This is a genomic window from Faecalibacillus intestinalis (genome assembly GCF_003024685.1).
Taxonomy (GTDB): domain Bacteria; phylum Bacillota_I; class Bacilli_A; order Erysipelotrichales; family Coprobacillaceae; genus Faecalibacillus; species Faecalibacillus intestinalis.
This window is the reverse complement of record NZ_PYLQ01000037.1, coordinates 1-6,442: the sequence shown is the minus strand read 5'-3', so window position 1 is coordinate 6,442 and position 6,442 is coordinate 1. Positions and strand designations below refer to the sequence as shown.

Below are 6,442 nucleotides of genomic sequence, written 5' to 3'. Positions count from 1 at the left end.
GAAACTATGATGGAATGAAAAAGGCCTATGTCATATGGATACTTCCACAAGCTGCTAAAAAGCGAGATGGACATGTCAATCGCATAAACTCTAAATTAGAAAATGTCAGTGGAAGTACTATTGAAAGGTTAGAAAGTTATGATAAAAGCGAACAGATTATGATATACTTAAATAAAGATCATGATATCAAAGATAAGTATGAAGATAGTGATTGGATCAAGACACCGTTAGTCATCTTTTTAAACAATACATATGATCTTTTGATAAAGAAAGAAGTTATGAAAGAATATGGATTTGAAAAAATAGAGAGGAGGTTAAAAAGATGTGTAATTTAGGAGAAATGATAGCCAGAGAAAATATAGAAAAAGGATTAGTACAAGGACAAAAAAGAAAAATATTGAACTGATTACAGATTTGATGAATAGCTTAAGTATTTCATTTTTAAAAGCGGTTGAATTGTTAAAAGTTTCTGAAGATGAAGTTTTAGAAATAGAAAAATATTTTAAATCATAAAAAATGGCATAAAGTTAAATACTTTATGCTATTTTTATGATGCTTTCTTTTTATAAGATAATATGAAGATTGTTGACATAACCATAATAAAACCTAATACATCCATTAATGTAAAAGGAGAATGTAACCATAAACACATGCAAATCGTTGCACTTAATGGTTCAACTGCAGCAATTAATGAAGCTCTCATAGGTCCAATAAGATTGACCCCTATAAGATACATTGAAAAAGCTAAAACAGTTCCGATAATAATAATTCCTGCCATTGCTAAATAGCCATAAATATCTAAAGAAGCAGAGATATTCCAAATACGTCCGATGATTCCTAATACGACACCACCAATAATCATGGCATAGCCTGTAGGAATCAAACTGCCGTATTTATTCATGATATGTCGAGGAAGCAATGAATAAAACGAAGCAGCCAATCCTGCCATCACTCCCCAAAACAATCCTTCAAAAGATAAGATCATTTCATGAATATTTCCATGTGTTGCTAGGATGAAGGTTCCACCAAAAGCTAAAGCAACACAAAGAAGTTCTTTTTTATAAGGAAGTCTTTTACAAACAAGACATGTATAAAACATAATAAAGATTGGATTCAAGTATTGTAGAATAGCTGCGGTTGAACTGTTTGAATAATAGATTGCTGTCATATAGGAATATTGACAAAACATTAATCCTAATAGTGCAAACAAAATAAGTTGAAAGACATCATTTTTATTATTCCAAATACTTAATGTCTTTTTTGTATCTTTGATAAAACAAACACTTAATAGAATGATTCCCGCAAAGATCATACGCAATGTTGTAAGCCACATTGTATTTAAATGATAAGTTTGAAACAGAAACTGTCCCATAGTTCCTGAAATACCCCAAAATGTACCACCTAATAATGTAATAATAATTCCTTTTTTCATAACCTCACCCCATGGATGACATTCTAACAAATGTTGATTTAAAATACTATATTTGATACATTATTTATCTCTAATATGATAGAATATATTTGTTGGTGCTATAGCTTAGCTGGATAAAGCGTACGTCTCCGGAGCGTAGAGCAGTATCTAGCCTAAATGAGCTATAACGGGCAGAAAAAAGATGTGGCGCTTTAGCTCAGTTGGATAGAGCATACGCCTCCGGAGCGTAAGGTCATGGGTTCAAATCCCATAAGTGCCGCCATTTTTATTGGTTTTTCTATTAAAAATAGGATGTTTGATAGGTATTATTGCTTATTGAATATCCTTTTTTCTTTCTAACAAAGTGAGGAACTTTTCTTGATTTTTTATCTAACAAAAATAGGACTTTTCTAACAAACTAGATAACATATTAGAAATTAAAAGGGACTAAGTAAACAATTTAATAAGCAAAGGAGATTCAAAATGGATCTCCTTTTTTCATAGTGTGCTGGGCATGGCACTAATTCAGTTGGAAATAAACCAACCACAGGTATTTACCGCCAAGTGTAACGAACCACAAGTTGTTGTCAGTGATGGCAAGGATGAAGGAAGTGGTGTAGTGATTTCTTTGAGCGTACGAACAGAAACTTGATATAAGGTTAAATGGTGGATAAGATTGCTATACAAATCGAAATCCAAAAGGTAAACGTAAAACCAAGACAGTAAATCAAGACGTTGTGAAGGAAATAGGATTAGTGAATTACCCCGGGAGGTCTTGTGAACAACGAATTCCAATAAACTTTAAAAGTAGTGATGGTACCGTTGGTCGAAAAAGGTTTATCACAAGAAGTCAGCTGAGGTCATAGTAGGTATAACACCAAATACTGAAGGACCTAATGTTTATATGATGTTTGTTCATCATAAGCAATGTTTGAACAGTTCGAAATCGAGGATAATCTCATAATTGGAAATCGTAATTCCATGGAGATGAAGGTAGAGGGAATGGTTTCAAATATATTTACGAGTGAAGGGAGAAACAACAACATGAGATTAATTGAAGTGATATTAGAGGATGAAAATCTAAACGAAGCACTTAATAGGGTCAAGAGTAATAAAGGTGTAGCGGGAGTTGATAAGATGACCGTTTATGAAATTGATACCTATTTCCAAAACAATAGAGAAAGAATAAAGAAAGAAATATTGGAAAAGAAATATAGACCTCAACCAGTCAAAAGAGTTTATATACCAAAATCAAATGGAAAGAAAAGGCCATTAGGAATACCTACAGTAATAGATAGAGTAATACAACAAGCAATAGCGCAAGTACTGATTAAAATCTACGAAGATAAATTCAGTGACAACAGTTATGGATTTAGACCTCAAAGAAGTGCGCATGATGCTTTAGAAAAGACTTTAGAATATTTAAATGAGGGTTTTGAATGGGTCGTTGACATGGATATAGAAGCTTATTTTGACACAGTCAATCATGATAAATTAATCTCAATACTTAGGGAGGAAGTAAAAGACTCAAACACGCTTCACCTTATAAGAAAGTTCCTACAGGCAGGAATTATGGAAAAGGGGTTAGTTAAGCCCAATATCATAGGAATGCCCCAAGGAGGACCTTTAAGTCCAGTACTTTCAAATATTTATCTAGATAAATTTGATAAGGAACTAGAAAGTAGAGGACTGAGATTTGTAAGATATGCGGATGATTCCAATATCTTTGTAAAGAGTGAGATGAGTGCAAATAGAGTGATGAAGTCAGTTACTTCATGGCTAGAAAGGAAACTTTTTCTAAAAGTAAGTGCTACTAAAACGAAAGTAGTAAGACCATCAAAAAGTAAATTTCTAGGATTTACTTATTTTAAAATGAGCGATAAATGGGAATGTGCACCAACACATAAAAGTAAGATGAAGCTTTATGACAAATGTCGAAAGGAGCTCATAAGAAAGAAGTGTATTGCACGGTCCAACACCATTACTTTTACAAGAATAAATCAAATAGTAAGGGGATGGATTAATTATTTTAAAATAGGAAAGATGAAAATATTCATGGATAAGTTTGGACAATGGTTACGACATAAAATAAGGGTAATCATTATCAAACGATGGAAGAAGTCAGAGAAGATATACAAGAGTCTGCAACTGTTAAACAAGAAATTGCCATACAAGTTCAGTGAAGAACAAATATATGCAGTAGCCAATTCAAGATTAGGTTGGTACAAACGTGCAAATGGAAATGTAATTAATTTCTTGATAAATGCGGACATACTAGCCATAAATAAAAGGGAAAGACCAGGATTGGTCAATCCCCTAAGATATTACCTAAGTTAGTTGAATTGCCATATAAATGTAGCGCCGTATACGAGACCCGTACGTACGGTGCAATGAGAGGGGCGAGAATAATTATTCTCCCTCTACTCTATTAAAGGAGGTGATGAATTTATGAATAATGTATTGCTTTATTTTGCTTTGAAGCATGATGGTGACTTTGAAAAAATATATAATGATATAAAAGCAAAAGTTCCTGTAGATGAAAATGAATTTATTAAGTTAAAGAGAGAATTGAAAACAAAGTATGTAACAATTTTAGATAACAACTATCCTACAGTTTTGAAACAAATTGCATGTCCACCCTTCGTTTTATTCTATGAGGGTAATATAAGACTTGCTAAAGATTTAGTGGTTGGAGATGCTTTTATATATTCTTCTTTTAATAATAAAAGGTATTTAAGCACAGTTGAACCATCAGCCGACAGAGGAAAATTCTGTTTTGACTATATCATTGCTTCTGAAAGTCATGATAATTTTTTTAAACTTAGAGAGCATGTAATGGATAAGAAAGTTCCATTAAAAGACTACAGTAAAAATACAAAACATAAACAACAAGAAAGATAGCATATAAAAGTCATCATAGCAGATGGCTTTTTTACATAGCCAATCATTGATTGGCAAAAAAGAAAGGAGGTCAATTTAATGCTATATATAAAGATAGGAGTGATTACAAATGAGCGAAGTAATAGCAATTGCAAATCAAAAGGGTGGTGTAGGTAAAACAATGACATCTGTCAGTTTAAGTGCATGTCTTGCATTAAATAACAAAAAGGTATTGCTGTTAGATTTAGATCCACAAGGACATTCAACAAAAGCATTTGGATTTTATGACAGAACACAATATCCTTTATCTATGAAGGATGTTATTGTATCAGTTATTGAAGATATACAACTTGATAGAGAACAACTAATACTTCACAGTAATGAAAATGTTGATATTGTTCCATCAAATATTTCTCTTGCAGGAATAAATTCTAAATTAGAAAGTGCTATGTGTAGAGAAACGGTATTGAAAAGATTTATTGATACTGTAAAAGATGATTATGATTATGTCATTATAGATACAAATCCATCACTGGATAATCTACCTATTAATGCTCTTACTGCTTCTGATAAAGTTGTTATAACTGTACAGGCAGAACCTTATGCGGTTGAAGGTATGGCTGATTTATTGAGATTAATTAATATGGTTAAAAGAAATCTTAATCATGATTTAAAAATTGAAGGTGTGTTGATTACGATGACAAATGAAAGAACCAATCTATCAAAGAAAATCACACATGAAGTTAGAGAAAACTTTGGAGGGCATATCAAGGTATTTGATACAACAATTCCAAGATGTACAAAGGCAGCAGAAAGTACAGGTATAGGAGAAAGCATATTTCAATATGATCCAAACGGTGCAGCAACTAAAGCTTATGAAGCTTTTACAAAGGAGGTCATCTTAAATGCCGAAAAAGAGCATAAACGACATAAGAGTTCCTACGTACGATGATTTATTTACCAACGAAGAACAAAGACAGGAGGCAAAACTAGAGAAGATAATGGAAGTTCCTGTTGAAGATATTCAGGAGTTTAAAAATCATCCGTTTAGAGTTAGAAATGATGAACAGATGTCTGAACTTGTAAAAAGTGTTTCAGAAAATGGTATTTTAGTTCCTGTTCTTGTAAGACCACATCCAAATGGTCACGGATACGAAATGATTTCTGGTCACAGAAGAATGAATGCAGCAATGGTAAATGGTCAAGAAAAGATACAGGCTATTGTGAGAAAACTTACTGATGACCAAGCAACAATTATTATGGTTGATTCAAATATACAAAGGGAAAACATCTTACCAACTGAAAGAGGATTTGCTTATAAATTGAAATTAGAAGCAATGAAACATCAAGGAAAACAGATATCATCAACTTCTACGCAAGTTGCACAGAAGTCCCAAAATAAGTGGTCAGTAGATATATTAAGTGAAGAAGTAAAACAATCAAGAGACCAAATTAGAAGATTTATACGTTTAACAGAATTAATTGAGCCATTGCGTGATATGGTCGATGGTATAAGAACTGATGGGAAAAAGATTGCATTTAATCCTGCTGTGGAACTTTCATATCTTTCAAAAGAAAATCAACAATTTGTTGTAAAAAATATTGTAGAACTTGATTTAACACCGTCACATGCTCAAGTAATAAGAATGAAGGAGTTATCAAGAGAAAATCGTTTAGATGAAAACGTTATTTATTCAATAATGAAGGAAGAAAAAGCAAATCAGAAAGAAAAATTATCGTTTAAAATGTAAGATATTAATGAATATTTTCCAAAAAACTATACGCCTAGAGAAAAAAGTGAAGTTATATTGAAACTTTTAAAAGGATGGGCAAAAAGAAGAAATAAAGAGCAAGAAAGATGACAGTTACATGTATAACTGTATTTTTTGTACATTTTATTTCAGCAGACTTAGTGAAGGGGGAGTCTGTTTTTTGTGGGGAAATGTGACTCGGTTTTCCCCTAAGAACCCCTTTCCTGTTATCTTACTGGGAAAAGTAATATTTAGTATAGAAGAGAAAAATAAACAATTTTTATTTTATATATGTGAATAATTATATAAATTGACAATAAAAAAGCTTACATAGTAAAATTTAATAAAGATAAAATGGAGGTGAATTCTTGTGAGGTCTTTGAAAAAGTATATATATCCA

The 6,442-nt window shown here is 32.0% G+C and carries 6 protein-coding genes and 1 tRNA gene; 6 read left to right on the top strand and 1 reads right to left on the bottom strand.

The window, feature by feature from the left end; all coding sequences use genetic code 11:
• Positions 1 to 335, top strand: a 335-nt coding sequence (locus tag C7U54_RS14290; RefSeq protein ID WP_206603630.1) for a hypothetical protein, incomplete at its 5' end; no start/stop codon positions are given.
• A 212-nt stretch (positions 336 to 547) separates the two neighbouring features.
• Here C7U54_RS14290 and C7U54_RS14285 read toward each other — a convergent pair.
• Positions 548 to 1,432, bottom strand: coding sequence for a DMT family transporter (locus C7U54_RS14285; RefSeq protein WP_107030713.1), 885 nt, complete (start codon positions 1,430 to 1,432; stop codon positions 548 to 550).
• Between the two features lie 185 nt (positions 1,433 to 1,617).
• Between C7U54_RS14285 and C7U54_RS14280 the strand changes: the two genes are divergently transcribed.
• The 5 genes from C7U54_RS14280 (at position 1,618) to C7U54_RS14260 (ending at position 6,042) form a co-directional block, all read left to right on the top strand.
• Positions 1,618 to 1,694: transfer RNA gene (locus tag C7U54_RS14280), tRNA-Arg, on the top strand.
• A gap of 761 nt (positions 1,695 to 2,455) precedes the next feature.
• Complete coding sequence (ltrA, locus tag C7U54_RS14275) at positions 2,456 to 3,748, top strand: group II intron reverse transcriptase/maturase (RefSeq protein ID WP_107030712.1); 1,293 nt, start codon at positions 2,456 to 2,458, stop codon at positions 3,746 to 3,748.
• 111 nt (positions 3,749 to 3,859) lie between these two features.
• A complete protein-coding gene (locus C7U54_RS14270; protein WP_107030711.1) occupies positions 3,860 to 4,312 on the top strand; it encodes a DNA-processing protein DprA in 453 nt (150 codons plus the stop codon).
• Positions 4,313 to 4,421: 109 nt separating this feature from the next.
• The gene (locus C7U54_RS14265; RefSeq protein ID WP_107030710.1) at positions 4,422 to 5,243 is read left to right on the top strand and encodes a ParA family protein; all 822 of its coding nucleotides are present in this window, start codon (positions 4,422 to 4,424) and stop codon (positions 5,241 to 5,243) included.
• On the top strand, positions 5,197 to 6,042 hold the full coding sequence (locus tag C7U54_RS14260) for a ParB/RepB/Spo0J family partition protein (protein ID WP_241522625.1): 846 nt from the start codon (positions 5,197 to 5,199) through the stop codon (positions 6,040 to 6,042). The genes C7U54_RS14265 and C7U54_RS14260 overlap by 47 nt, the downstream gene beginning before the upstream one ends.
• The last annotated feature ends 400 nt before the right edge of the window (positions 6,043 to 6,442 follow it).

What these genes read in the sequence shown, in the direction of transcription:
- ltrA (WP_107030712.1), top strand. Translation starts at nt 2,456, where the DNA reads ATGAGATTAATTGAAGTGATATTAGAGGATGAAAATCTAAACGAAGCA.
- C7U54_RS14285 (WP_107030713.1), bottom strand. Translation starts at nt 1,432, where the DNA reads ATGAAAAAAGGAATTATTATTACATTATTAGGTGGTACATTTTGGGGT.
- C7U54_RS14265 (WP_107030710.1), top strand. Translation starts at nt 4,422, where the DNA reads ATGAGCGAAGTAATAGCAATTGCAAATCAAAAGGGTGGTGTAGGTAAA.
- C7U54_RS14260 (WP_241522625.1), top strand. Translation starts at nt 5,197, where the DNA reads ATGCCGAAAAAGAGCATAAACGACATAAGAGTTCCTACGTACGATGAT.
- C7U54_RS14270 (WP_107030711.1), top strand. Translation starts at nt 3,860, where the DNA reads ATGAATAATGTATTGCTTTATTTTGCTTTGAAGCATGATGGTGACTTT.